The following is a 22,454-nucleotide window of genomic DNA, read 5'->3' as shown; positions in this document are numbered from 1 at the left end:
AGCGTAGGCGGCTTCGGCTGCGTGCTGGGCTCGCTGGCCAACCTGATCGCGCTGCGGCTGGCGAAACTGCCGAACGGGCTGAGCGAGTTCCATCGCATCAGCATTCCGTTCCTGATCGTCTGTGCAGCCTCGGCGGTGCTGCTGCGGCTGGGGTGACAGCGGCAGAAGGCAGGCGGAAAATCGCCAGTTCTTCCGCACTGTCCCCTTCAATGCACACGCCCGCCACGCACACCCTGGCCCTGCGCGACTACGGCCACTCGCACGGCAGCCACGCGCACGACCATTTCCAGGTGCTGATCGGCCTGCGCGGCGTGCTCGAGATCGAGGTGGAAGGCCGAGGCGCCGGCATCGCAGCCGGCGAGGCGCAGGTGGTGGCGCCGGGAGACCGGCACGACTTCAGCGCCCGCAGGCACGGCGCCGTGTGTCTGGTGCTCGACACCACGCAGCCCGCATGGGCCCGATGCGCCGAGCGCGCACCGCCCGGCTCGCTGCAATTGCACGCGCTGGCGCGCTACCTGGCGCAATGCATGAAGCAGCCGCAGGCGTCGGCGCTGGCGTTGCAGCACGGTCCGGCGCTGCTGCTGGAGGCCTGGAGCCCGTCGCCGGCGTCCTCTGCCGAATCGCGCCGCCGCCGCATCGACTGGCCCCTGCTCACCGACTGGGCCCGCGCCCGCTGGCACCAGCCGCTGGCCGTGGCCGACCTGGCGGAGATCGCCTGCCTGAGCCCCAGCCAGTTCGCCCAGCGCTGCCGCGACGAACAGGGCATGGGCGCGATGCAGTGGCTGCGCTCGCTGCGGCTGGCGCATGCGCGCGAGCTGCGGCTGGGCGGCATGAGCGTGGCGGAGACGGCGCGGCGCACGGGGTATCGGTCGCCATCGGCGCTGACGGCGGCCCTTCGGCGCTGACTTTCTCCCTGCAAAACCCGAACCGTCGTTTCGCGACGACGGACCGTCATTGCGCGACGACCGCATCGCGTAGCCTCGCCGTCCATGCCATCGACCGCCTACGCACTGATCGCCATCGCCCTGTGGACCACGCTCGCCTCGCTGGGCACGTCCCTGTCCCACCTGCCACCCTTCCTGCTCACCGGGCTGGCGCTCATCATCGGCAGCGTGCCGAGCTGGCCGCTGGTGCTGCGCGACCGCTCTGCCTGGAAGGTGCCGCCGCGCACGCTGGCGCTGGGCATCTACGGGCTATTCGGCTATCACTTCCTGCTGTTCATCGCGCTGCGCTACGCGCCGCCGGTGGAGGCCAACCTGGTCAACTACCTCTGGCCGCTGCTGATGGTGGTGCTGGCGCCGGTGCTGCTGCCAGGCGTGTCGCTGCGGCCGCTGCACCTGGTGGCCGGGCTGCTGGGTTTTGGCGGCGCGGCAGCGGCGATCCTGGGCGCAGGCGGGGGCGAGGGCGCTTCCGCCGCGGGGTACTGGGGCTTCGTGCCGGCGCTGGCCTCGGCCTTCGTGTGGGCGAGCTATTCGCTGTGGACGAAGCGCGTGCCGGCCTTCCCGACCTCGGCGATCGGCCTGTTCGGGCTGGTCTCGGGCGCGCTCTCGCTGGCCTGCCACGCGGTGCTGGAACCGTCGGTGTCGCTGTCGGGGCGCGACTGGCTGCTGCTGGTGCTGTGCGGCCTCGGCCCGCTGGGCGCGGCCTTCTTCGTGTGGGACATGGCGCTCAAGCGCGGCGACGCGCGGCAGATCGGCATCCTGAGCTACATCACGCCGCTGGGCTCGACGGCGCTGCTGATGTTCGTGACCGGCCGGCCGCTGACCTGGACCATCGTGCTGGCGGCCTGGCTGATCATCTCGGCGGCGATCATGGGCACGCGCGCACGTTGATCGTGACGATCGCGGCAATGCGGGCACGCTGAATCAGGCTGTATCCGACGGCGCGCCTTCATCTTTTCTGGCTAGAGTGGAGGCTCAGGAAAAAGGAGCCAACCCACATGGACGACAAGAACAGGGATTTCGAGATCACGCCAAAGCTGGTGTTCGACCTGAACCTGGCGCTGTACCTCGACCTGGTGGCCGCGCTGGAGGGCGCGGGCGCCGTCACCTACCGCCAGATGGCGGCCCGGGTGCTCAACATCAGCATGGATGCGCGCAACGACGGCGAAGCCGGCCTGTCGACGGTGCTCGAGGGCATCGCCCGGGGCTTCGCCGGCCACGGCGACGGCCTGTCGATCGAATTGCTGAAGGCCGCCCGCAGCCTGCGCGAGGACGACGCGTTGGGCGACATCCCGATGCGGCCCGACCTGGGCTGAGCCGGAGCGCCGCCTCCGGCGGCCCGACCTGCGACTCGACTAGTCCTCGGCGACCTGCAGCACCAGCTTGCCGAAGTTCTCGCCCGCGAAGAGCTTGTTCAGCGACTCGGGGAAGGTATCGAGCCCCTTCACCACGTCTTCCTTGCTCTTCATGCGCCCATCTTTCAGGTAGCCGGCCATCTCGGCGATGGCGATGTGGTACCGGTCGGCGTAGTCGAACACCACGATGCCTTCCATGCGGGCGCGGTTCACCAGCAGGCTCAGGTAGTTCCTCGGGCCCGCCGAGGGCATGCTGTTGGCGTTGTTGTACTGGCTGATGGCGCCGCAGATGATGATGCGGGCCTTGCGCGCGAGCCGCGCCAGCACCATGTCGAGGATCTCGCCGCCGACGTTGTCGAAGTAGATGTCCACACCCTTCGGGCAGTGCGTCTTCAGGCCCTCGCGCACTGCGGCGGCGCCGGCCTTGTAGTCGATGCAGGCGTCGAAACCCAGCTCCTTCACCACCCAGTCGCACTTGGCCTGGCCGCCGGCGATGCCGACCACGCGGCAGCCCTTGATCTTGGCCAATTGGCCCACGGTCTGGCCGACCGCGCCGGCCGCGCCCGAAACCACCACCGTCTCGCCCGGCTTGGGCATGCCCACGTCCATCAGGCCGAAGTAGCCGGTCATGCCGGGCATGCCCAGCACGTTGAGCCACTGGGTGATGGTGCCCACGCCCAGGTCGATCTTCACCAGGCCGTTGCGCTTGACCTGGTCGCCTGGAATGAGGATGTATTCCTGCACGCCCAGCGTGCCGTAGACGGTGTCGCCCACGGCGAACTGCGGGTTCTTCGAGGCGATGACGCGGCCGACGCCGCCGGCGCGCATCACTTCGTCGATGCCCACGGGCGGGATGTAGCTCTTGGCGTCGTTGAGCCAGCCGCGCATGGCGGGGTCGAGCGACAGAGACAGCGTCTTGACGAGCACGCCGCCCTCGGCCGGCTCGCCGACGGGCTCGGTGGTGAACTTCCAGTTCTCGCGGGTGGCCGTGCCCTCGGGGCGCTTGGCGAGGCGGACCTGGTGGTTGGTGAGTGGGGTGCTCATGGTGTCTGTCTCCTTGACCTTGGATGAGGGGCTTGGCGGGCGCTCGGGCGCTCGCTCGGGGGCGCCTGCATCGTAGTCGCGGGCTCGGGCCGGGCTGGTAGCGCAGGTGACACGCAAGGCGGCGGCGGAGCCGCCGGCCCCTCAGGTCAGCCTGACGACGATCTGCAGCCCCGGGTGCGCATTGCGCAGCGTGAGCTTGCCGCCGTGCGCCTCGGCGATCAGCCGGCACAGGTACATGCCCAGACCCACGCCGCCAGTGGCGCGCGCCCGGGCGCCGTCGGTGCGGTAGAAGGGTTCGGTCAGGCGTTCGAGCTGCTCCTCGTCCACGCCGGGGCCGTGGTCGCGCACCTCGATCTCCGCGCCCTGGCTGCTGCCGTCGAGCGCGGCGCGCAGCGAAACGCACGGCGGCCGGGGCGCATCGGCGCTGTAGCGCAGCGCGTTGTCCAGCAGGTTGCGCACCAGCAGGCGGATGCGCATGCGGTCCACCGCGTGCGGCGGCAGGCCCTCGGCCAGGTCGAGGTGCACGTGCTCGGCGCCGGGCATCTCGGCCACGATTTCGCGGATCAGCGCCGCCAGGTCGACGGGCTCCCGCTGCAGCGCCACGTGCGGACTCGCGAGGCGCTCGCTCTCCAGCAGGTCGCTGATGAGGTCACGCATCTCGTTGAGGTCGCGCAGCAGCGCGTCGCGCTCGGCCTGCCCCTCGGGCGTGGCCGGCAGCAGCTCGGCGTTGAGACGGGCGCGCGTGAGCGGCGAGCGCAGCTCATGGCTCAGCGCCAGCAGCAGCCCGCGCTTGGCGTCGAGCATGGCCTGGATGTCCTCGGCCATGGTGTTGATGCGCTCGGCGAGGTCGCCCAGGTCGTCGTTGCGGCGCACCGGAATGGGCTGCGTGAACTCGCCGCGGCCGAAGCGCTGCGCGCCCTCGCGGATGTCGATCAGCGGTCGCAGCAACCGGCTCACGTAGGCATAGCCCAGCAGCACGCACGACAGCAGCAGGCCCAGCGTGGCCCAGCCGATGACGCGCGGCGCCAGCTGCCAGAGCTTGGGCGACCAGCCGAAGATCACCCGATGCCCGTCGGCCGTGGGGCGGATGAACCATTTGTCGCCGCCGAAGACGTCTTCGCGGTCGTGCATCCAGCCGCCGGGGCTGCTCGCGCCGCCGGGGTTGGAATCCCAGTTGACCTTGGGGCCGACGATGCGGATGGTGATCGGCAGCCGCGCCACCAGCGCCTGCGCGCGCGCCACGTCGGGCGGGGTGCCGATCTCGGCCACGAGGCGGTCGGCGTAGTCGGTCAGCATCGGCTTGGCGGCCTCGGCCCAGCCGGTGGAGAACGACTTCTTCATGCCGCCCATGAAGACGGCCGCCATCACCAGCGCGAGCAGCACGAACATCAGCACCAGCCGCACGCGCAGCGAACGTCGCCAGCGGCGCTTGCCCTGCACCTTCTCATTCCAGCGCGCGTGCCACTTGGCGTGCCAGTCGCCGCGCGTCATCTCGTCGCGGCACTCCTCGCCGCGCCACCGCATCCTGCGGGACTCCCTGCTTCGGCCGAAATTCATGCAGGCTCGCTGCGGGCCACCGCCAGCGCATAGCCCGCGTTGCGCAGCGTCTTGATGCAGTCCAGCGGCTCGAGCTTCTTGCGCAGCCGGCTCACCACGATGTCGACCGCGCGCGTGTAGAGCTCGGCCTCGTGGCCGCGCAGGCGGTTGAGGATGTCGTCGCGGCTGAACACCTTGCCGGGCTCGGCCGCCAGCAGCGCGAGCAGCTCGAACTCGGTGCCGGTGAGTTCCACGCGCTCGCCGTGGCGCAGCACCTGTCGCCGGTCGAGGTCGATCGACAGGCCGTCGAACACGCGGTACTGCGTGCCGCCGGCTGCCGCCTGCGGCGCGCTGCGCTGGCGGCGCAGGATGGTCTGCACGCGCGCCACCAGTTCGCGCGGCTCGAAGGGCTTGGGCACGTAGTCGTCGGCGCCGAGCTCCAGGCCGACCACGCGGTCCATCACTTCGCCGCGGGCGGTGAGCATCACGATGGGAATGTCGCTTTCCTTGCGGATCTCGCGGCACAGCGCGAAACCGTCCATCTCGGGCAGCATCACGTCGAGGATGGCCGCGTCGTAGGTGCCCGCGCGCAGCCTGGCCAGCCCCTCGCTCGGGCGCACGGCGCTTTCGAGCGTGCAGCCGAAGCGTGCGAAGTAGGTGGTCAGCGGCGCGGCGAGATGCTCGTCGTCGTCGATCAGCAGGATGCGCGGCATGGCGGGATTGTGCCTCCGGACGAGAAAGTGGCGAATGACCTCGCTGACCATCAGACCCGCCGGCATCGCACCGCCCAGGTCAGGCCCGCCACGAGAGTGGAAAGCAGCAGCGCGTGATAGACCACGTCGGGCACCGTGCGCGGACCGATGCCAGCGACTATGGTGCCAAGGCCGACCAGCGTGCCCAGCAGCGCGAAGCCCTGGCCGAAGATGGCCGCGCGGCGCGCATGGTGCGGTCGCAGCCAGGTCTCCACCGAGGCCAGCACCAGCACGGTGGCGATCACCGCCTCCGCGGTGCGCGCCGCCGGGTGCGCGTAGCCGGGCAGGAGCAAACCGGCGTGCACCGTCGACGCGATGCCCAGCGTGAGTGCCTCGGTCAGCATCCATGCGCGCGCGGCCGGCGCGTGCACGGCATGCGAGGCGGTGGGGTCGTGGCTCATGTACTTGTCGCTCACCACGGATCCGCCTTGCCGATGCGGCCCAGGTGCGTGGCGGCGAAGCCGCTCGCGTACTTGAGCCCGTAGCCCAGCGCGTGGTCCATGCCGATGTGGGCCAGCCAGATCAGGCTGCCCGCCACCGCCCACGGCATCGCCGCGAGAACGCCGAGCGCCAGCAGCAGTACCGGGCCGACGTACGAATGCGCCGCGTTGTAGAGCGCCGCGCCCGTGCGCGAACCCGCGAGGTAGCCCAGCAGCGAGAGATCGGGCGCGAGCAGCCAGAGCGCGAACACGCCCCAGCCCGCGCCGAACTGGGCGTAGGCGGCCAGCGCCACGCCCAGCACCACCGCGCCTTCGAGGCGCAGCAGCGTGCGCACGCCGCCCGTAGCTACCGTCACGGCTCCTTCGGGAGACACCGTGGAACCGGCTTCGCCGGTCCACTGGTGTCGCCCCCGGAGAGGGGGGAGGCGAAGCGACACGGAGTGCGCGAAGCCTGGGGGTGAGCCAGCCCTAGCCATGACGGCTCCAGCGGCGGCCGCCACGTTCCATGAAGTCGCGCACCTTCTGCTGCTGCGCGGCGTTCAGGTTGTCGTAGAAGTCTGCGGCGGCCGCGATGATCTCGGGGCTGCCGTTGCGCACGGCCGTGGTCTTCTCGTCGATCAGGCGGGCGGCGCCGGCCTGGTCGAGCTTGTTGCCCGCGAACAGCGCCTTGAACTGCGAGCGCGGATCGCCCGAGCCGCCGGCACCTCGCATGGCCTCGCGCTGCGCCTGCAGCTTCTCGGCCAGCACCGTGAGCTTCTGCTTCTGGTTGGCGTCGAGTTCGAGCTTGCTGCCCACGCGCTCGACCATCTTCGCGCGGAACTCGGCGCTGTCGCCGCCCCAGCCGTGTCGGTAGCTGCTGCAGCCGGCGATGCTGCCTGCGACCATTGCGGCACCCGCGAAGCCGAACAGAGTGCGTTTGATCCAGTGTTTCATGGTGATTCCTTGTGTTCCTGATGTTGTGTTGAGGAGGAAGCTCCATGGTGCGGATCGCACCGGGCCAAGTCCTCTCGCCGCGGTTGCGGCGTGTTTCGTTTTATTGCGGCAGGCGTGGCGACAAGCGGGCCCGCTTACAGGCGGCTGCTCTTGGCGTTGGCCGCGGCGGCGCGCGCGTCGACAGGGTTCTGCATGGTCGAGATGACTTGGCTGTTCACGCGCGAGCTGGCCGACACGTTCTGGTCGGGCGCGGCGGCCGCGCGCACGGCTTCGGCGACGATGCGCGCGCGTTCGGTCGACACGGCCATGGTCTCGGCGCCGCGCGAGCCGCGCACCACGTTCTGGTCGGGCGCCGACGCGGTGCGCGCGGCTTCGACGTTGACCTCGGCGCGGCTCTTGGCCGACACGGCGGGCTGCACGCCCTCGTAGCTCTCGGCCTTCGCGCCGGCTGCGGCGAGCATGGCGAAGGACGCGACGGCGACGATCTGGGTGAAGGAGATGGAGTTCATTTCAGGCCTTTCTTGCAGTGGTTGAAGAGAAGGCCTGATCGTGCTTGCGGGGGGTGTGCAAGTCCTTTCGCCGCAGTTTCGGCGTGTTTCGTTAAGTTTCAGCCCGCCCCCAGGCTGCGCGCACTTCGTGTCGCTGCGCCAACCGCTACCGGGGCAACACCAGCGGCCCGGCAAAGCCGGTTCCGCGGCGTTTCCCGAATGAAAAGCCTGATCAGCCCGCCATTGCGGCGGCAGGATCGTCGGAGTCGAGCACGCTCTGCGCCCAGGCCTCGAGCTTGCCGGTGTCGGCGCGCAGCACTTCCTGCTTGACCGCGAGGATGCGCGAGGGATGCATCGAGAAGCTGCGCAGGCCCAGCCCCAGCAGCAGGCGCGTGAAGGCCACGTCGCCCGCCATCTCACCGCACACGGCCACGCCCTTGCCCTGTCGGCGGCACTCGGCGATGGTGTCGGCCACCAGTCGCAGCACGGCCGGGTGCGCCGGGTCGTACAGATGCGCCACCGATTCGTCGGCGCGGTCGATGGCCAGCGTGTACTGGATCAGGTCGTTGGTGCCGATCGACAGGAAGTCGAAGTGCTTGAGGAAGATGCGCAGCGTGAGCGCGGCAGCGGGAATCTCGATCATCGCGCCGAGCTTCACGTTGCCGTACACCGCGCCGCGGTTGTCGAGCTCGGTGCGCGCGAAGTCGATCAGCGAGAGCGTCTGGCGGATCTCGCTCGCGTGCGCGAGCATCGGAATGAGCAGGTGGATCTCGCCGTGCGCCGCCGCGCGCAGGATGGCGCGAAGCTGCGTGAGGAACATCGCCGGATCGGCCAGGCTCCAGCGGATGGCGCGCAGGCCCAGCGCCGGGTTCAGGTGCTCCTGCTTGTTGGCCGAGATGCTGTCCAGCGGCTTGTCGGCGCCCACGTCGATGGTGCGGATGGTGACGGGCATGCCCTGCATGCCCTCCACCGCGCGCCGGTAGGCCTGGTATTGCTCTTCCTCGTCGGGCAGGCGGGTCTGGCGCGTGCTCGTGTCGCGCCCCATGAAGAGGAACTCGCTGCGGAAGAGGCCCACGCCCACGGCGCCGGCTTTGACGGCGCCCGCGGTGTCTTCCGGCATCTCGATGTTGGCGAGCAGCTCCACGCGCTGCCCATCGAGCGTGACGGCGGGCTTGTGGCGCAGCCGCGCGAGCCGGCCGCGCTCGAGGTCGCCCTGGCGCTGCTTGAAGCCGTACTCGGCCAGGATGATCGGCGACGGGTCGACGATCACCACGCCGGCGTCGCCGTCGATGATGACCCAGTCGTCCTGCCGCACCAGCTGGCTCGCGGTGCGCGCGCCGACCACCGCCGGGATGTCCATGCTGCGCGCCACGATGGCGGTGTGCGAGGTGCGCCCGCCCACGTCGGTGACGAAGCCGGCGAACACGCTCTTCTTGAACTGCAGCATGTCGGCCGGCGAGAGATCGTGCGCGATCAGCACCAGCGGCACGTCGATGCCGTCGCCCGCGGTGGGGTCGTCGCTGTCTTCGCCGTCGTCGACCGGCGCGGCCGCGCGCTTGCGGCGCGGCGGGCTCGGCGCCAGCACGGCGGCCGTGCCCTTCATGCGATGCAGCAGGCGCTCGACCACCTGCTCGAGGTCGGCCTTGCGCTCGCGCAGGTACGGGTCCTCCATCTCGTCGAACTGCCGCGCGATGATCTCCAGCTGCGTGGTCAGCGCCCATTCGGCGTTGTACAGGCGCTCGCTGATCCAGTGCTTGACGCCGCCGCTGAGGGCCTCGTCCTGCAGCAGCATCTGGTGCACCTCAAGCAGCGCCGCGAGCTCGTGCGGTGCATCGTTCGGGCCCATCTGCGCGACGTTGGCCTGCAGCTTCGCCAGCTCGTCGGCCACCGCGTTGCGCGCGCTGCGCACGCGGTCGATCTCGGACTCGATCTCCTCGGGCTTGATGAAGTAGTGGGCCACGTCGATGCGGCTCGACACCACCAGCACGGCGCGCCCGATGGCAATGCCACGGGCGACGGGGAGGCCGTGGACTGCGAAGGTCATGCCCTCAGTCCCCCGATCCGCTTTGGGTGCGGTGCTTGCATGAATTCGCGGGATGCCGTCGAACCGGCTTTGCCGGGCGACCGGCATCGCCCCCGGCGAGGAGGTTGGCGTTCACACGAAGTGAAAAAGCCTGGGGGAGAACCATTTCATTCGCCTTCGCCGAACTTGTCGTCCATCAGGTGGACGATGGCGTTCATCGCTTCTTCTTCCTGCGGGCCGTTGGTTTCCAGCTCGACGGTGGTGCCGATGCCGGCGGCCAGCATCATCACGCCCATGATGCTCTTGGCATTGATGCGGCGGTCGCCGCGGGAGAGCCACACCTCGCAGGGAAAGCTGCCTGCGAGCTTGGTCAGCTTGGCCGACGCGCGTGCGTGCAGGCCCAGCTTATTGCTGATGGTCACGGATTTCTTGATCACTGTGCTTTCTTTTCGCCTGGTTCTGGGGAGCCGCCGCCGCCACCTGCATGACGCCCGCGGTGCCGCCCGCGAGGGCGCGCTGCACCAGCGTCTCCAGGGGTTCGTGCCGGTAGGTGACGGCACGCAGCAGCATCGGGAGGTTGACCCCCGCCACCAGCCGCGACCGCACGCCGTCCACCAGCTTCTGCGCCACGTTGCAGGGCGTGGCGCCGAACACGTCAGCCAGCACCAGCACCTGCGAGCGCGGCGCGTGCAGCTGTTGCGCGAGCGTGATGCGAGCGGCGGCCAGCGTTTCTTCGGGCGACACGTTGGGCAGCACGTCGAGCGCGACGATGGCCTGCTCGCAATCGGGAAACACATGCAGCGCGCACTGCCGCATCGCGTGCGCGAACGGTGAGTGGGCGATGATGAGGATGCTGTTCATGCGGGACGGAGGACGACGCGTCGATTATGCGGGGGCGTCCAGTGGAAGTAGATATGCGACATAACGCGACAGCCGCGGAAAACGGACAGTGCCGCGCGAAACGGGCCGGGCGCGCCAGGCACGCCGCGAGCCGAGACAGCTATCAGAACCATAGCAGGCAGTGCCGTCGCGGCGGGCATGCCGCCGGTCATGGAAGCCTCAGGCCCTCGAAGAAGGTCTTCGACGCCTCGGCCGAGGAAGGTCGTCCGAGCACCGTGGCCTGGTAGAGCGCGACGGTGCCGTCCTTCTGCGACTGGGCGAACCAGAGCACCTGCAGCTGCGTGGCGCCGCCCTGCGGCTGCTGTTGCGGCCTCGCGTCGAGCCGCAGCGGGGCGGGCACAGCGGTCGCTCGCTGCACGCCGGGGCGCGATTCCGCCACCTGCGCATCGCCCAGCTGGCCGCGCGTGGCGGCCTGCCAGGCACGCAGCCAGGCTTCGGCCTGCTCGGGGCTGTTGGCGGAGGCATGCGCGACGGCGAAGGTCGCGCCGCCGGCCTCGCAGCCCGTCATGTCGACCTGCACCGATTCGGAGCCCAGCGGCAGCGCGCGGGTGGCGCGGTCGGCCTTGCAGGGCAGCATCGCGATCAGGCCGGCCCCGGCGATCGGCACCTCGCGCCAGTTGAAGGCGGGGCTGCAGGCTGCGAGCAGGGCGGCCGCGGCCAGCACGAGCCGGGAAGAATGGACGACAGCAAGCGGCATGGGGCAGCGATTATCGAGCGGTGCCGGGCCCGCGGGATGTCGCCAGCACGATCCGGCATGCGGAACTAAAATCGCGCCGCCCTTCTCTTGCACGAAGCCATGAAGAAATACCTCGCTGCAGCCGCCGTCGTCGTCGCATTGGCCACCGGCGTGGGCGTGTACCTCGGCTCCGGCGCCACCGCCGCCCCCGCCTCCACCTTCGTGCTGCTCGACGGCACTCAGAAGAGCACGGCGGACCTGAAGGGCAAGGTCACCCTGGTCAATTTCTGGGCCACCAGCTGCGTGACCTGCGTGGGCGAGATGCCCAAGGTCATCGCCACCTACGACAAGTACAAGGCGCAGGGCTACGACACCCTGGCCGTGGCCATGAGCTACGACCCGCCGAGCTATGTCGTCAACTTCGCCCAGACGCGCAAGCTGCCGTTCAAGGTGGCGATCGACAACACCGGCAGCGTGGCGCAGGCCTGGGGCGACGTGAAGCTCACGCCGACCACTTACCTGGTCAACAAGCGCGGCGAGATCGTGAAGCGATACGTGGGCGAGCCGGATTTCGCCGAACTGCACAAGCTCATCGAAAAACTGCTGGCTGAAGCCTAGAACTGGCTCTCCCCCAGGCTACGCGCACTTCGTGTCGCTTCGCCACCCCCTTCCGGGGGCGATACCGACGGCCCGGCGGAGCCGGTTCCGCGGTATCCCTGGATGAACAAAAGGGCGCCTCTTGGGAGCGCCCTTTTGTCTTGTCGCGATCCGCGGCTTACTGCGCGCGGAAGCTGTCGTGGCAGGCCTTGCAGCTCGCGGCTGTCGGGCCGAACTGGGCCTTGAGCGCGTCGATGTTGCCGGCCTTGGCGGCGGTCACCAGCTTGCCGGTTTCCTCGATCAGCTTCTGCTGGCGCTCCTTGAACTTGGCGTCTTCCTTCCAGATCTCGGGCTTGGCCTTGCCGCCCTCGGTGCCGGCGGCGAAGCCTGCCCAGGGGAGCTTGGCCATGTCGGCGACCACTTCGGCGTTGGCCGCGGCAGCGGCAGCGTCATAGGGCACGCGGCCGTTGGCCATGGCGCCGAGGCGTCCGAAGTGCTGGCTCATCACGAACAGCGCGCTCTGGCGGTACTTGATGGCGTCTTCGGGCTTGGCGAACTGGGCGGCCGCGGGAAAGGTCACGGCTGCACAGGCAGCTGCAACGGCCAGGGAAGCAAATCGGTTCATCGTGGATCCTCGTTGTGGGAGAAAAACGCCGTCGTGCGCGGCGCTGCGGGCGAGTGTAGGGGCGGGCGGTGTCGGGCGCATAGCGACAACCCGAAGCAATCCGGGGCCCGGACTTTGCTAATCTGCGCCTTCCGCAGCATCGCGCCCCCGCGCCTTCCTCGATGACCGACTCCTCCGTGGCCGCCTTTCGCGCGGCCTCCGGCCCCGGCGCCAGCACCCGGGTCTGGGACCTGCCGACGCGCCTTTTCCACTGGGCGCTGGCCATCGCCGTGATCGGCATGATCGGCACCGGCCTGAACGCAGCCATGGAATGGCACTTCCGCCTGGGGTACACGGTGCTCGCGCTGCTGCTGTTCCGGGTGCTCTGGGGCTTCGTGGGCGGGCGCTGGTCGCGCTTCGGGGCCTTCATCTACGGACCGGGCTCGCTCACGGCCTACCTGCGCGGGCGGGCGCATCCGGATCACCTGATCGGGCATACGCCGCTGGGCGCGCTGTCGGTGTTCGCGGTACTGGCCATCCTGGCGGTGCAGGTCGCCACCGGGCTGATGGCCGACGACGAGATCTCCGCCTCGGGGCCGCTCACCCGCTTCGTCTCGGGCGAAGTCGTGAGCCTGGCCACCGGCTGGCACAAGGCACAGGGCAAATGGACCGTGATCGCGCTCGTGAGCCTGCACGTGCTGGCCGTGCTGTTCTATGTGCTGGTCAAGCGGCACCGCCTGGTGCGGCCGATGGTGACGGGCGACAAGCTGGTTTCCTCGGAGAGCGGCCAGGTGGCGCCGAGCCGCGACGATGCCGCTTCGCGCTGGCTGGCGCTGGTCCTGTTCGCGCTGTGCGCGGGCGTGGCCTGGTGGATTTCCTCGCTGCGCGTATGAGCTTCTCGGTGTCACGCCCCCTGCCGCTGTCGGCGGTGCCCGCCGTGGTGCTGCTCACGCCGGAGGAAGCGCACGAGATCGAGGCGGTGCGCACGATCTTCCGCGACTACGCCGGCTCGCTGGGCATCGACCTCGGCTTCCAGGATTTCGACGGCGAGCTGGCCCAGCTGCCCGGCGAATATGCCGAGCCGCGCGGCATGCTGCTTCTTGCACTGGTCGATCCGGCGAACGTGAAGGAAGACGCCGGGCGCCAGGCGCCGATGCTGAAGCGGGCCGACGGCACGCTCGCCCACGTGGCGGGATGCTGCGCGCTGCGCCCGCTGGACAACGCGGACTACGCGAACGCGGCCGAAATGAAGCGCCTGTACGTGCGCCCCGGCTTCCGCGGCCTGGGGCTCGGCCGCCAGCTGGCGGAGGCGATCCTCGATGCGGCACGCAGCGCGGGCTATGGCTGCGTGCTGCTCGACACCCTGGATGACATGGAGTCGGCGCGGGCACTCTACGAAGACCTGGGCTTCGTGGAGGTACCGCCCTACTATCACAACCCCGTTGCCGGGGCTCATTACTTAAAAGTGGATCTCTGACCCACTGGCCTCAGCCGCGGGCCTGGGCCAGCAGCGTGTCCGCGTCGCTCACTTCGAACTTGCCCGGTGCCTCGACGTTGAGCGTGGCGACCTTGCCGTCCTTCACGAGCATCGAGTAGCGGTTGCTGCGCAGACCCATGCCGCGGCCGGTCAGGTCGAGCGTGAGGCCGGTGGCCTTCGCGAAGTCGGCGCTGCCGTCGGCCAGCATGCGCACCTTGGTTCCGGTCTTCTGGTCGCGCGCCCAGGCACCCATCACGAAGGCGTCGTTCACGCTCACGCACCAGATCTCGTCCACGCCGGCGGCCTTGAAGTCGTCGAAGTGCTGCACGTAGCCGGGCACGTGCTTGGCCGAGCAGGTGGGGGTGAAGGCGCCGGGCAGCGCGAACAGCGCGATGGTCTTGCCAGCCGTTGCCTTGGCCACGTCCACGGGGTTCGGGCCGATGCTGCAGCCTTCGCCCTCGATTTCGGAGTATTCCTGCAGGGTGGCCAAGGGAAGGGTGTCGCCGACTTTGATCATTGAAAGTGCTCCTGAAAAAGAAAAACGGCCCACATTGTGGGCCGTTTCCGGATCGGATGCCCCGGGGGGCTCCAATGATTGATCAGACCAGGACGGCCTTCTCGACCAGACGGGTCACGACCCAGTTCTTGGTCTTCGAGATCGGACGGCTTTCCGTGATCTCGATGGTGTCGCCCAGCTTGTACTCGCCCTTTTCGTCATGGGCGTGGTACTTGCTCGTCTTGGCCACGATCTTGCCGTAGAGCTCGTGCTTCACACGGCGCTCGACCAGCACGGTCACGGTCTTGGCACGCTTGTCGCTGACCACCTTGCCGATCAAGGTGCGCTTGAGGGATTTTTTAGCTTCCGTCATGTTCACTCCTTACTTGGCGGCTTGGGCTTCTTGCTGCTTCTGAGCAAGAATGGTCTTGGCGCGCGCGATGTCGCGACGGGTCACGCGCAGCGTCGAGGTGTTCGACAGCTGTTGCGTGGCCTTCTGCATGCGCAGGCCGAAATGGGCCTTCTGCAGATCCTTGATTTCGGCTTGCAGGCCTGCGACGTCCTTCGTGCGCAGGGTTGCGGCCTTCGTCACCTTGGCGGCAGCCGCGGTGTTCTTCTTACGTGTTGCCATGGATGTTCTCCTCTCAGGCGCCGAGCTGGCGAGCGACGAACGTCGTGCGCAGCGGCAGCTTGGCGGCGGCCAGGCGGAACGCTTCGCGAGCGAGTTCTTCGGGCACGCCGACGATCTCGAACACGATCTTGCCGGGCTGGATCTCGGCGACGTAGTACTCGGGGTTGCCCTTACCGTTACCCATCCGCACTTCGGCGGGCTTGGTCGAGATCGGCTTGTCCGGGAACACGCGGATCCAGATACGGCCACCGCGCTTCACGTGACGCGAAATCGCGCGGCGAGCGGCTTCGATCTGGCGCGCCGTGAGGCGGCCGCGGTCGGTGCATTTGAGACCGAAGTCACCGAACGCGACCGAGTTACCCGTGGTCGCGATGCCGGTGTTGCGGCCCTTTTGTTCCTTGCGGAACTTTCTGCGTGCAGGTTGCAGCATGTTTTGTTACTCCGTGAGGGCCCCAGGCACTTGCGTGCCCGGGAGCGACCGATTACTCGGTCTTGGCACCGTCCGCTGCTGCAGCGGGCGCGGCTTTGCGGACGCGCTTAACGGCGGGTTTCGAGTCTGCACCGGCACCGCCGGTTGCTTCTGCGGGCTTGTCGCTGCCATCGGCCGGAGCGGTGTTGCCACCGATCGGGCCACGGGCACCGGCACGCGGGCCGGGGCCGCGGCGGTCCGAACCCGGACGGTCGCCACCAGGGCGGCCATCACGGCGGGGACCACGCGGGCGGCGCTCTTCTTCGGGACGCGGCGTCTCGACGGCGGGCAGGTCGTTACGACCCAGCGTGTCGCCCTTGTAGACCCAGACCTTGACGCCGATGACGCCGTAGGTGGTCTTGGCTTCCGAGGTGCCGTAGTCGATGTCGGCGCGCAGGGTGTGCAGCGGCACGCGGCCTTCGCGGTACCACTCGGTACGTGCGATTTCGATGCCGTTCAGGCGGCCAGCCGACATGATCTTGATGCCCAGGGCACCCAGACGCATGGCGTTCTGCATGGCGCGCTTCATGGCGCGGCGGAACATGATCCGCTTCTCGAGCTGCTGCGTGATGCTGTCGGCGATCAGCTGCGCATCGATTTCGGGCTTGCGCACTTCTTCGATGTTGACCGCAACCGGCACGCCGAGCTGCTTGCCCAGTTCGCGCTTGAGGTTCTCGATGTCTTCGCCCTTCTTGCCGATCACGACGCCCGGACGTGCCGAGTAGATCGTGATGCGTGCGTTCTTGGCGGGACGCTCGATCATGACGCGCGAGACCGAAGCGTTCTTCAGCTTCTTCTTCAGGTATTCGCGAACCTTGATGTCTTCGGCCAGCATGCCCGCGAAATCGCGGTCGCTTGCGTACCAACGGCTGGACCAGTTACGGGTGACCGCAAGGCGGAACCCGGTTGGGTGGATTTTCTGTCCCATATTTCTTCCAGGCCTTCTTAGTTGCCAACCGTCACGTACACATGGCACGTGGGCTTGCTGATGCGATTGCCGCGACCCTTGGCCCGCGCGGTGAAGCGCTTGAGCGTGGCGCCTTGCTCGACGTAGATGGTCTTGACCTTCAGTTCGTCGATGTCGGCACCGTCGTTGTGCTCGGCGTTGGCGATTGCCGATTCGAGCACCTTCTTGACGATCACAGCGGCCTTCTTCTGCGTGAATTGCAGGATGTTGAGCGCTTGATCGACCTTCTTGCCGCGGATCAGGTCAGCGACCAGACGGCCCTTGTCGACCGACAGGCGGACACCGCGGAGGACTGCACGTGTTTCAGACATGGTCGTTCCTTACTTCTTCTGGACTTTCTTGTCCGCGGGGTGCCCCTTGAACGTGCGCGTGAGCGCAAATTCGCCGAGCTTGTGGCCGACCATCTGGTCGGTGATGTACACAGGCACGTGTTGCTTGCCGTTGTGCACGGCGATGGTCAGACCGATGAACTCGGGCAGAACCATCGAGCGGCGCGACCAGGTCTTGATCGGCTTCTTGTCCTTGGTCGTCACGGCCTTGTCGGCCTTGGCCACGAGGTGGTGGTCGACGAACGGACCCTTCTTGAGAGAGCGAGTCATTGGCTATCCCTTACTTCTTGCGACGCGACACGATGAAGACCTGCGTGCGCTTGTTGTTACGGGTGCGATAGCCCTTGGTCAGATTGCCCCACGGGTCGACAGGATGGCGGCCTTCGCCAGTCTTGCCTTCGCCACCACCGTGCGGGTGGTCGACCGGGTTCATCACCACGCCGCGAACGGTCGGGCGAATACCCATGTGACGCTTCACACCGGCCTTGCCGAGCTGGCGCAGGCTGTGCTCTTCGTTGGCAACTTCACCGATGGTCGCGCGGCATTCGATGTGGATGCGGCGGACTTCGCCCGAGCGCATGCGGACCTGGGCGTAGACGCCTTCACGGGCCAGCAGCGTGGCCGACGTACCGGCCGAACGGGCGATCTGCGCGCCCTTGCCGGGCTGCAGTTCGATGCAGTGGATCGTCGAACCCACCGGGATGTTGCGGATCGGCAGCGTGTTGCCGGCGCGGATCGGGGCTTCGGCGCCCGACAGCAGCGTTGCACCGGCTTCCAGACCGCGCGGGGCGATGATGTAGCGGCGCTCGCCGTCGGCGTAGCAGACCAGAGCGATGTGGGCGGTGCGGTTCGGGTCGTATTCGATGCGTTCGACCTTGGCCGGGATGCCGTCCTTGTTGCGCACGAAGTCGACAACGCGGTAGTGGTGCTTGGCACCGCCGCCACGATGACGGATCGTGATGTGGCCGTTGTTGTTGCGGCCGGCCTTCTGGAACTGGGGTTCCAGCAGGGCTGCGTGAGGAGCACCTTTGTACAGGTGGTCACGCGAGATCTTCACCGCGCCGCGCTGGCCCGGCGAAGTGGGTTTCATCTTGATGACGGCCATGATTAAGCGCCTTCCCCGACGAGGTTGAGCTCTTGACCGGCCTTCAGGGTCACATAGGCCTTGCGAACGTTGTCGCGGCGGCCGACGGACTTGCCGAAGCGCTTGGTCTTGCCCTTGGTGTTGAGCACCGACACGCCCTTGACTTCGACCTTGAACATCAGTTCGACAGCGGCCTTGATCTCGGGCTTGGTGGCGTCTTGCAGCACCTTGAAAGTGACAGCGTTCGACTTCTCGCCGACCATCGTAGCCTTCTCGGACACGATCGGGGCGACCAGCACCGACATCAGTCGGCCTTCGTCGAACGTACGTTCAGCGGCGGTAGGGTTCACGCGGCTCATGCGAACATCTCCTTGAGCTTGTCGACGGCACCCTTGGTGACCAGCACCTTCTTGTAGTGAACCAGCGACACCGGATCGGCGTAGCGGGGTTCGACCACGAGAACGTTGACCAGATTGCGCGAGGCGAGGTACAGGTTTTCGTCGACTTCTTCGGCGATCACGAGCACGGACTCGAGATTCATTGCCTTGAAACGGGCTGCCAGCGGCTTGGTCTTGGGCGAGTCGACCTTGATCGAGTCGACCACGGCCAGACGGCCTTCGCGAGCGAGCTGCGAGAAGATGGACGCCATGCCGGCGCGGTACATCTTCTTGTTGATCTTCTGCGAGAAGTTTTCGTCAGGCATGTTCGGGAAGATCCGGCCGCCCCCGCGCCACAGCGGCGAGGAAGTCATACCGGCACGGGCGCGGCCCGTTCCCTTTTGCTTGAAAGGCTTCTTGGTCGAGTGCTTGACCTGCTCGCGGTCCTTCTGGGCGCGAGTGCCTTGGCGTGCGTTGGCCTGGAAAGCAACGACGATCTGGTGGACCAGGTCTTCGTTGTAGTCACGGCCGAACACGGTCTCGGGGGCGTCGTACTTCGACGCGGCCTGGCCTTGTTCGTTCAGGAGTTCGAGTTCCATTACTTCGCTCCTTGGGCCTGCGGCTTGGCCTTGATGGCGGGACGCACGGTGACGAAGCCACCCTTCGAACCCGGAATCGCGCCCTTGATGAGCAGCAGTTGACGTGCTTCGTCGATGCGGATCACGTCGAGGTTTTGCGTGGTGCGGGTGACGTCGCCGAGGTGGCCCGTCATGCGCTTGCCGGGGAACACGCGGCCGGGATCCTGCGCCATACCGATCGAGCCGGGCACGTTGTGCGAACGGCTGTTACCGTGCGACGCGCGCTGCGAGCTCATGTTGTGACGCTTGATCGTGCCAGCGTAGCCCTTGCCGATGGAAGTGCCCTGCACGTCCACCTTCTGGCCCACGGAGAAGACGCTTGCCACCGGGATCACGCCGCCAGCCTTGTGCTGACCAGCGGTATCGGCGGTAACGCGGAATTCCTGGATGATTTCACCGGCTTCGACACCCGCCTTGGCGAGGTGGCCGGCTTCGGGCTTGGTCACGCGCGATGCCTTGCGCGAACCGAACGTCACCTGCAGGGCGACGTAGCCATCGTTCTCTTGGGACTTGATCTGGGTCACGCGGTTGTTGGACACATCCACCACCGTGACGGGAACTGCGTCCCCGTCATCGGTGAAGAGACGCATCATCCCCACCTTGCGGCCCAGCAACCCGAGGGAGTTGCTCAGACTCATTTGTTTTCTCCAAAAATGGAAGCTTCCTTCGCCGCTGCCACTTCAATTGGCGACAGCGTTTGTCGGGCTTCCCCGAACTGCGGAAGAAGGTTGATAAATCTCTGCTCGCATAGCGCCCATGCGGACGCAACAAGGGCAGAGCCTGCGATTATAGCCCGCGCTGCGGGCTTGGCGCAAGCGTCCGTCTTGCGGCGCTTTCAGGCCTTGAAAGCCCCGTTATGGGGCGTTTTGCGGGTTATTTAGGCTCTTTGGCCGGCAGCGAGATGATTTTTTCGCCTTCCGCGGACGACTTCAGCTCGCCTGCGGCCTTCATGGCGGGAACGCTCGCGCCGGTCTGGATCGGGATGGCGACGATGCTCATGGCGCCGTTCTGCGTGACGAAGACGTTCAGGTAGGCCAGGCCTTCTCGATCGCTTGTCACCGTTGCGGTCGCGGTCGTGCTCTTGCCAGCGGGAAGCGTCAGATTGCTGCTGGTCGCCAGGGTCAGGCCTGCGTCGGTCGTCAGGCGTGCGGTGGCGCCAGCCGGATCGCTCACGCCGTCGAACTGCAACACGACCGAGATCGCCCGGCCAACCGTGGCCGCGCCCTCGACCCGGTACTGGATCGAGACGCCGGAGTCGTTGGGCTTGCGCGCTGCGGCTGTCATGGGCAGGACATGGCCGGAAGAGGCAGCGCCCTTGGCGGTACGCGGCGTCGGCGCGCCGTCCGCACATGCGGATGCGGCTACAAGCGCCAGGCATGCGGCGGCGATCATCGAGCTGGAACGGAGGTTCATGGCGGCCTTCCTCGCTGCTGTCTATTTATTGAATCGAAACGTTGAAGCAGGTGCTTGCGGCGGCGTTATTGACATCGTTGACGACCAGAACATAGTCGCCAGCCGACAGGCTGACCGTACTCGTATTCCGGCTCACCACCCCGCCCCGGTAGATCACGAAGTTCGGACTGGCGCCCGCCGGCGGACTGACCGTGACCTGGTAGTTGCGGCTGGCCGGCACCGTGAAGCGCAGGTAGGCGAAGCTTCCGAGCTTGTTCCCCTGGCGCGGGGGGGGGTCCGCGGCATTCGTCACGCAGGCCTGCGTGACCGAGCCCCCGACCGCCGCGGTCGTGTACATCGGCCGCACAAAGCTCACGGTTGGCGTACCGCCATCGTTGTTTTCCTGCGCGCCATAGGGGTCGTTCGATGCCGCGCTGATGTTCTGGCCCGCGAGCAGCGTCGCCAGCGCCGGCGCGTTGCCCGATGCGACCGAGTTGAACGCCGCCGTGAACGGATGGATCGAGGTCACGGGCGCGCCGCTCCTGAACAGCGTGCTCGTCAGCGTGTCGTGGATGGGCTTGAAGCCCACCTGCTGGTTCAGATTCCAGAAGATCGACTGGATCGAGGACTCGCTGAACCAACCCGGATTGCTGTTCGTCGGCCCTCTCGTGAGATCGAGGCTTCCGCCCTCGGCCTGGCCGGGGCCGCCCGAATCGACATAGTTGCTGCGCCCCAGTGCGATGCCCGACCAGCCGTTGCCCCATCCTTCGGAGAAGGCCAGGCGGCGGTCGACACGCTCGCTGGTGGAGTGCGCGCCGCCCGTCGAGTCGTCGCGGCTGAAGGAGGCCTGGTAGTAGTGCCCCCACTCATGCGCGATGACGGGCGCATCGAATTCGTCCGTATCCACGTCCTCCTTGCCGAGCACGTAGATCTCGGCGCCCGAGCTCCTGCCGACGAAGAAGGTCGTGCCGATCTGTCCCTGCGCGATGCTGCCGCTGGCGTTCGTGTTGTTGACGCTCCAGAACACCTTCAGCGACGGAAACGCCGTCGCCGGCGCCGCCGTCAGCACCTTCTGCATCGCGGTGTAGACCGTATCCATGATGGCGAACGGCCCCGACACGCGCTGGCTCGTGTAGCTCGAACCGCCCCAGCCGCTGGCGGCGCGCAGGTCGCGGGTGAGCGCCGCGGTGCCGGTGGAGAACGCCGACGACTGCATCGAATAGATGGCGCTCGATTGCGTGTTGTCGCGCACGGTGACGTCCCAGCTCGGGAGCGCTCCGGTGCGGGTCATCTGGGCACGCACGCGGACGATGACATTCGTGTTTCCCGGAACGCTTGCCGAATAGGCGCCGTTGTCGTCGGTGGAAGTGGTGGCCAGCTGGCTGCCGCTGGCGGCGTCGAGCACCTCGACGAAGGCTGCGCGCACCGGCTTGACCGCGGTGCTGGCATACACGAGGCGGCCATTGGGATTGGGCACCGACTCGTAGGTGGCCGTGCCGCTCAGCGTGACCGGCGCCGTCGGGATGATGGGAAAGAAGGGAATGCCACCGCCGCCGCCCCCTCCTCCACCGCCACAGGCGGTCAGCAGCGCGGCTGCTGCGATGCAAGCCACAAGGCTCGAAGCAAAGGAGATACGGTGTCTCATGGTGGTGCTGCCCTCTTTTCAGCTACCCGGCGCCTCGATCATTGACGGCGGCCGGCACAGGAGGATGCCACATTCGTGAGACATAAAGCACAAAACCCGCCTGCATTTCTGCAGGCGGGTTTTGCAGCAATTGCGGCTCGAAGCCGAATGGATTACTGCAGCTTGATCTCGACGTCCACGCCGGCCGGCAGGTCGAGCTTCATCAGCGCGTCCACGGTCTTGTCGGTCGGGTCGACGATGTCCATCAGGCGCTGGTGCGTGCGGATTTCCAGCTGGTCGCGCGACGTCTTGTTGACGTGCGGCGAACGCAGGATGTCGAAGCGCTTCATGCGGGTCGGCAGGGGCACGGGGCCCTTGACGATCGCGCCGGTGCGCTTGGCGGTGTCCACGATTTCAGCGGCCGACTGGTCGATCAGCTTGTAGTCGAATGCCTTCAGGCGGATGCGGATCTTTTGCTTGGTAGCCATGGTGATTCCTTTGCTCCCGTCTTGATTACAGGTCGAGGATCTTCGCCACGACGCCCGAACCCACGGTGCGGCCGCCTTCGCGGATGGCGAAGCGCAGGCCTTCTTCCATGGCGATCGGAGCGATCAGCTTCACGGTGATGCTGACGTTGTCGCCGGGCATGACCATTTCCTTGTCCTTGGGCAGCTCGATCGC

At 67.4% G+C, this 22,454-nt stretch carries 32 protein-coding genes and 2 pseudogenes; 7 read left to right on the top strand and 27 right to left on the bottom strand.

The window, feature by feature from the left end:
* The 4 genes and pseudogenes from FHT32_RS35270 to FHT32_RS34635 all read left to right on the top strand — a co-directional run.
* Positions 1–156: pseudogene (locus tag FHT32_RS35270) on the top strand (citrate transporter); the annotation flags it as partial.
* Positions 157–209: 53 nt separating this feature from the next.
* Positions 210–905, top strand: coding sequence for an AraC family transcriptional regulator (locus FHT32_RS34645; RefSeq protein WP_176669048.1), 696 nt, complete (start codon positions 210–212; stop codon positions 903–905).
* 84 nt (positions 906–989) lie between these two features.
* On the top strand, positions 990–1,832 hold the full coding sequence (locus FHT32_RS34640) for a DMT family transporter (protein WP_176669047.1): 843 nt from the start codon (positions 990–992) through the stop codon (positions 1,830–1,832).
* Positions 1,833–1,939: 107 nt separating this feature from the next.
* Entirely contained in the window at positions 1,940–2,257 is a 318-nt protein-coding gene (locus FHT32_RS34635) for a hypothetical protein (protein ID WP_176669046.1), read from the top strand.
* 39 nt (positions 2,258–2,296) lie between these two features.
* On the opposite strand, the gene FHT32_RS34630 is transcribed toward FHT32_RS34635, so the two are convergent.
* The 11 genes from FHT32_RS34630 to FHT32_RS34580 form a co-directional block, all read right to left on the bottom strand.
* Entirely contained in the window at positions 2,297–3,340 is a 1,044-nt protein-coding gene (locus FHT32_RS34630) for an NADP-dependent oxidoreductase (RefSeq protein ID WP_176669045.1), read from the bottom strand.
* A gap of 141 nt (positions 3,341–3,481) precedes the next feature.
* The gene (locus FHT32_RS34625; protein WP_176669044.1) at positions 3,482–4,864 is read right to left on the bottom strand and encodes a HAMP domain-containing sensor histidine kinase; all 1,383 of its coding nucleotides are present in this window, start codon (positions 4,862–4,864) and stop codon (positions 3,482–3,484) included.
* Positions 4,865–4,893: 29 nt separating this feature from the next.
* A complete protein-coding gene (locus FHT32_RS34620; protein WP_176669043.1) occupies positions 4,894–5,589 on the bottom strand; it encodes a response regulator transcription factor in 696 nt (231 codons plus the stop codon).
* Positions 5,590–5,639: 50 nt separating this feature from the next.
* The gene (locus FHT32_RS34615; protein ID WP_371132321.1) at positions 5,640–6,044 is read right to left on the bottom strand and encodes a hypothetical protein; all 405 of its coding nucleotides are present in this window, start codon (positions 6,042–6,044) and stop codon (positions 5,640–5,642) included.
* A complete protein-coding gene (locus FHT32_RS35265; protein ID WP_371132320.1) occupies positions 6,041–6,424 on the bottom strand; it encodes a DUF4260 domain-containing protein in 384 nt (127 codons plus the stop codon). Before FHT32_RS35265 ends, FHT32_RS34615 begins: the two co-directional genes overlap by 4 nt.
* A 112-nt stretch (positions 6,425–6,536) precedes the next feature.
* Positions 6,537–7,001: a Spy/CpxP family protein refolding chaperone gene (locus tag FHT32_RS34605; RefSeq protein ID WP_125952631.1), complete on the bottom strand. Its 465-nt coding sequence runs from the start codon at positions 6,999–7,001 to the stop codon at positions 6,537–6,539.
* A gap of 134 nt (positions 7,002–7,135) precedes the next feature.
* Positions 7,136–7,510, bottom strand: a complete 375-nt coding sequence (locus tag FHT32_RS34600; protein WP_176669041.1) for a DUF4148 domain-containing protein — start codon at positions 7,508–7,510, stop codon at positions 7,136–7,138.
* Positions 7,511–7,721: 211 nt separating this feature from the next.
* Positions 7,722–9,533, bottom strand: a complete 1,812-nt coding sequence (gene ptsP, locus FHT32_RS34595) for a phosphoenolpyruvate--protein phosphotransferase (RefSeq protein WP_176669040.1) — start codon at positions 9,531–9,533, stop codon at positions 7,722–7,724.
* A gap of 146 nt (positions 9,534–9,679) precedes the next feature.
* On the bottom strand, positions 9,680–9,949 hold the full coding sequence (locus FHT32_RS34590; RefSeq protein WP_125952634.1) for an HPr family phosphocarrier protein: 270 nt from the start codon (positions 9,947–9,949) through the stop codon (positions 9,680–9,682).
* On the bottom strand, positions 9,918–10,373 hold the full coding sequence (locus tag FHT32_RS34585; RefSeq protein WP_176669039.1) for a PTS sugar transporter subunit IIA: 456 nt from the start codon (positions 10,371–10,373) through the stop codon (positions 9,918–9,920). The genes FHT32_RS34590 and FHT32_RS34585 overlap by 32 nt, the downstream gene beginning before the upstream one ends.
* 187 nt (positions 10,374–10,560) lie before the next feature.
* Positions 10,561–11,109 carry a hypothetical protein gene (locus FHT32_RS34580; protein WP_176669038.1) on the bottom strand — a complete coding sequence of 183 codons (549 nt, stop codon included), beginning with the start codon at positions 11,107–11,109 and terminating at the stop codon, positions 10,561–10,563.
* 99 nt (positions 11,110–11,208) lie between these two features.
* Here FHT32_RS34580 and FHT32_RS34575 point away from each other — a divergent pair, with 99 nt between their 5' ends.
* Entirely contained in the window at positions 11,209–11,706 is a 498-nt protein-coding gene (locus tag FHT32_RS34575; protein WP_019657670.1) for a TlpA disulfide reductase family protein, read from the top strand.
* Between the two features lie 157 nt (positions 11,707–11,863).
* On the opposite strand, the gene FHT32_RS34570 is transcribed toward FHT32_RS34575, so the two are convergent.
* Positions 11,864–12,310 carry a cytochrome c gene (locus FHT32_RS34570; protein ID WP_176669037.1) on the bottom strand — a complete coding sequence of 149 codons (447 nt, stop codon included), beginning with the start codon at positions 12,308–12,310 and terminating at the stop codon, positions 11,864–11,866.
* A 161-nt stretch (positions 12,311–12,471) separates the two neighbouring features.
* On the opposite strand from FHT32_RS34570, the gene FHT32_RS34565 reads away from it, so the two are divergent.
* Together FHT32_RS34565 and FHT32_RS34560 are read left to right on the top strand one after the other, a co-directional pair.
* Positions 12,472–13,182: a cytochrome b/b6 domain-containing protein gene (locus tag FHT32_RS34565; RefSeq protein ID WP_176669036.1), complete on the top strand. Its 711-nt coding sequence runs from the start codon at positions 12,472–12,474 to the stop codon at positions 13,180–13,182.
* Positions 13,179–13,766, top strand: a complete 588-nt coding sequence (locus FHT32_RS34560; protein WP_176669035.1) for a GNAT family N-acetyltransferase — start codon at positions 13,179–13,181, stop codon at positions 13,764–13,766. The genes FHT32_RS34565 and FHT32_RS34560 overlap by 4 nt, the downstream gene beginning before the upstream one ends.
* A 10-nt stretch (positions 13,767–13,776) precedes the next feature.
* Here FHT32_RS34560 and FHT32_RS34555 read toward each other — a convergent pair whose 3' ends face one another.
* From FHT32_RS34555 to tuf, 15 genes and pseudogenes are all read right to left on the bottom strand, one after another.
* Positions 13,777–14,283 (bottom strand): peroxiredoxin, encoded by a 507-nt coding sequence (locus FHT32_RS34555; RefSeq protein WP_176669034.1) that lies wholly within the window; start codon positions 14,281–14,283, stop codon positions 13,777–13,779.
* Positions 14,284–14,365: 82 nt separating this feature from the next.
* Positions 14,366–14,635 carry a 30S ribosomal protein S17 gene (gene rpsQ, locus FHT32_RS34550; protein WP_015867662.1) on the bottom strand — a complete coding sequence of 90 codons (270 nt, stop codon included), beginning with the start codon at positions 14,633–14,635 and terminating at the stop codon, positions 14,366–14,368.
* 9 nt (positions 14,636–14,644) lie between these two features.
* Positions 14,645–14,854 carry a 50S ribosomal protein L29 gene (gene rpmC / locus FHT32_RS34545; protein ID WP_026346743.1) on the bottom strand — a complete coding sequence of 70 codons (210 nt, stop codon included), beginning with the start codon at positions 14,852–14,854 and terminating at the stop codon, positions 14,645–14,647.
* 52 nt (positions 14,855–14,906) lie between these two features.
* The gene (rplP, locus tag FHT32_RS34540; RefSeq protein ID WP_007838137.1) at positions 14,907–15,323 is read right to left on the bottom strand and encodes a 50S ribosomal protein L16; all 417 of its coding nucleotides are present in this window, start codon (positions 15,321–15,323) and stop codon (positions 14,907–14,909) included.
* A 52-nt stretch (positions 15,324–15,375) separates the two neighbouring features.
* Positions 15,376–16,290: a 30S ribosomal protein S3 gene (gene rpsC / locus FHT32_RS34535; protein ID WP_093057771.1), complete on the bottom strand. Its 915-nt coding sequence runs from the start codon at positions 16,288–16,290 to the stop codon at positions 15,376–15,378.
* Positions 16,291–16,307: 17 nt separating this feature from the next.
* On the bottom strand, positions 16,308–16,640 hold the full coding sequence (gene rplV / locus FHT32_RS34530; protein WP_019657678.1) for a 50S ribosomal protein L22: 333 nt from the start codon (positions 16,638–16,640) through the stop codon (positions 16,308–16,310).
* Between the two features lie 9 nt (positions 16,641–16,649).
* Positions 16,650–16,928: a 30S ribosomal protein S19 gene (gene rpsS / locus FHT32_RS34525; protein ID WP_007838132.1), complete on the bottom strand. Its 279-nt coding sequence runs from the start codon at positions 16,926–16,928 to the stop codon at positions 16,650–16,652.
* A 10-nt stretch (positions 16,929–16,938) separates the two neighbouring features.
* A complete protein-coding gene (gene rplB, locus FHT32_RS34520; protein WP_176669033.1) occupies positions 16,939–17,763 on the bottom strand; it encodes a 50S ribosomal protein L2 in 825 nt (274 codons plus the stop codon).
* Between the two features lie 2 nt (positions 17,764–17,765).
* Positions 17,766–18,101, bottom strand: a complete 336-nt coding sequence (gene rplW, locus FHT32_RS34515) for a 50S ribosomal protein L23 (RefSeq protein ID WP_126025407.1) — start codon at positions 18,099–18,101, stop codon at positions 17,766–17,768.
* Positions 18,098–18,718, bottom strand: coding sequence for a 50S ribosomal protein L4 (gene rplD / locus FHT32_RS34510; protein WP_019657681.1), 621 nt, complete (start codon positions 18,716–18,718; stop codon positions 18,098–18,100). Before rplD ends, rplW begins: the two co-directional genes overlap by 4 nt.
* The gene (gene rplC / locus FHT32_RS34505; protein ID WP_176669032.1) at positions 18,718–19,395 is read right to left on the bottom strand and encodes a 50S ribosomal protein L3; all 678 of its coding nucleotides are present in this window, start codon (positions 19,393–19,395) and stop codon (positions 18,718–18,720) included. The genes rplD and rplC overlap by 1 nt, the downstream gene beginning before the upstream one ends.
* Before the next feature lie 235 nt (positions 19,396–19,630).
* Positions 19,631–20,170: a hypothetical protein gene (locus tag FHT32_RS34500; protein WP_176669031.1), complete on the bottom strand. Its 540-nt coding sequence runs from the start codon at positions 20,168–20,170 to the stop codon at positions 19,631–19,633.
* A 25-nt stretch (positions 20,171–20,195) separates the two neighbouring features.
* Positions 20,196–21,794: a hypothetical protein gene (locus FHT32_RS34495; RefSeq protein WP_176669030.1), complete on the bottom strand. Its 1,599-nt coding sequence runs from the start codon at positions 21,792–21,794 to the stop codon at positions 20,196–20,198.
* Positions 21,795–21,946: 152 nt separating this feature from the next.
* Positions 21,947–22,261: a 30S ribosomal protein S10 gene (gene rpsJ / locus FHT32_RS34490; protein ID WP_007838118.1), complete on the bottom strand. Its 315-nt coding sequence runs from the start codon at positions 22,259–22,261 to the stop codon at positions 21,947–21,949.
* Positions 22,262–22,286: 25 nt separating this feature from the next.
* Positions 22,287–22,454 (bottom strand): annotated as a pseudogene (tuf, locus tag FHT32_RS34485) (elongation factor Tu); the annotation flags it as partial.

Origin of the sequence: Variovorax sp. SG517 (genome assembly GCF_013376045.1) — a bacterium.
Classification (GTDB): Bacteria; Pseudomonadota; Gammaproteobacteria; order Burkholderiales; family Burkholderiaceae_C; genus Variovorax.
Note: the sequence above shows the minus strand (reverse complement) of the source record. Positions and strands in the feature narration are given on the sequence as shown.